The organism is Streptomyces hygroscopicus subsp. hygroscopicus (assembly GCF_001553455.1).
GTDB lineage: Bacteria > Actinomycetota > Actinomycetes > Streptomycetales > Streptomycetaceae > Streptomyces > Streptomyces hygroscopicus.
The window spans coordinates 1-1,619 of record NZ_BBOX01000564.1 but is presented as its reverse complement, the minus strand read 5'-3'; the positions used below and the strand labels follow the sequence as shown (position 1 = coordinate 1,619).

Sequence of the window (1,619 nt, the reverse complement as noted above, 5' to 3'; positions counted from 1 at the left end):
GGGCGCCGCGGTGGCCGCGCTCGGGTCGCTGCTCGCGCTGATCCTGGGGGTGTCCCGGACCACCCTGGCCATGGCCCGCGACCGGCACCTGCCGCATGGGCTGGCCGTGGTGCACCCCCGGTTCGGGGTGCCGCACCGCGCCGAGGCGGCGGTGGGCGCGGTGGTGGCGGTCCTGGCGGCGACGGCGGATCTGCGCGGTGCGATCGGGTTCTCCTCGTTCGGCGTGCTGGTCTACTACGCCATCGCCAACGCCTCCGCCTGGACCCTCACCCGGGCCGAGGGCCGTCCGCCGCGGATCGTGCCGGTGTTCGGCCTGGCCGGCTGTCTGCTGCTGGCCTTCGCGCTGCCGCCGCCCTCGGTGCTCTCCGGGGCGGCGGTGCTGGCCCTGGGCGCCGCGGCCTACGGTGTGCGGCGCGCGGTGGCGTAGCGGGGCGCACGCCACCGGTGCGCTCCAGGCCACCGGTGCGCTCCAGGCCACCGTCGCGCTCCAGGCCACCGTCGCGCTCCACGCCACCGGTGCGTTCCACACCGCCTGACGCGGCACGAGCGCCCCCGTACTGTCGGGCACGGGGGCGCTCGGTGCTCGGCGCGGCTGGAGGGGAACGCGCGGTGGCGTAGCGGGCCGCCCGCCACCGGTGCGCCGCTCCGCGCGGCGGATCCGCCGATGTTCCGGATGTTCCCCGATCGCCGTCCTGAGCAGGTCATATCCGGTATGTGAGGAAACCCACCCCGGTTCGATTCCCGGTATTCGGGGGTCGTCTGTGAGCATGGGGCGTTGCTGACGCGCGGCACCGCGCCGCCGCTCGGCCGGGCCCCGGACGGGGCCCTTCCTGTTGCCCCGTACCGGAAACACCGGCGTGACCTTGCGATGACTTCCTCCTCCCGGCCGCCCCTCATACCCAGGCCCCGCTCCCCGGAGCGGGGCACGCGCACGCCATGGCGCAGTCTGCGCCATCGCGCCATGCGGTGGTGGTCGGCGGCGAACCTGGTGTCCAACGTCGGCACCTGGATGCAACTGACCGTGCAGAACCTGCTGGTGCTGCATATCACCGGCTCCGCCGCCACCACCGGCCTCTCCCTGGCCGTGCAGGCCGCCCCGGGGCTGCTCATGGGGCTGTTCGGAGGGGCGGTGGTGGACGCCTGGCCGCGCAGGCTCACCGCGGCCGTCAGCCAGGCCGTGCTGGGCCTCGTCGCCTTCGTCACGGCCGCCCTGGTCGCCTTCGACCTGCTCAACGTGGCCTCGCTGATGGCCCTCGCCGCGGTGACCGGCCTGGTCGCCACCGTGGATGCACCCGCCTGCGCCCTGCTCGGCAACGACCTGGTGCCTCCCTCCGACGTCCCCTCGGCGATTGCCCTGGGCTCCGTCGTCAGCAGCGCCGGCCGGCTCATCGGCGTGGCCTGCGCCGGGGTCGCGGTGGGGGCGCTCGGCACCGCGGCCGCCTACGCCGCCAACGGGCTGTCGTTCCTCTGCGTGACCGCCGTCATCCCCTTCCTGCGCCCCTACGCGGGCGGTGGCGGCCTGCGTCCCTACGGGGGCGGTGGCGGCCTGCGCCCCTACGCGGGCGGTGGCGGCCTGCGCCCCCACGCGCCCGGGGGCGGGGCCACCGCCGCCCCGGACC

General features: G+C 76.0%; 2 protein-coding genes. Both read left to right on the top strand.

Annotated elements, in window-relative coordinates:
- Positions 1-427: amino acid permease (locus AXW62_RS38660; RefSeq protein ID WP_159061084.1), on the top strand; the 427-nt coding region annotated here is incomplete at its 5' end.
- Positions 428-961: 534 nt separating this feature from the next.
- Positions 962-1,619: MFS transporter (locus AXW62_RS38655; RefSeq protein WP_252368894.1), on the top strand; the 658-nt coding region annotated here is incomplete at its 3' end.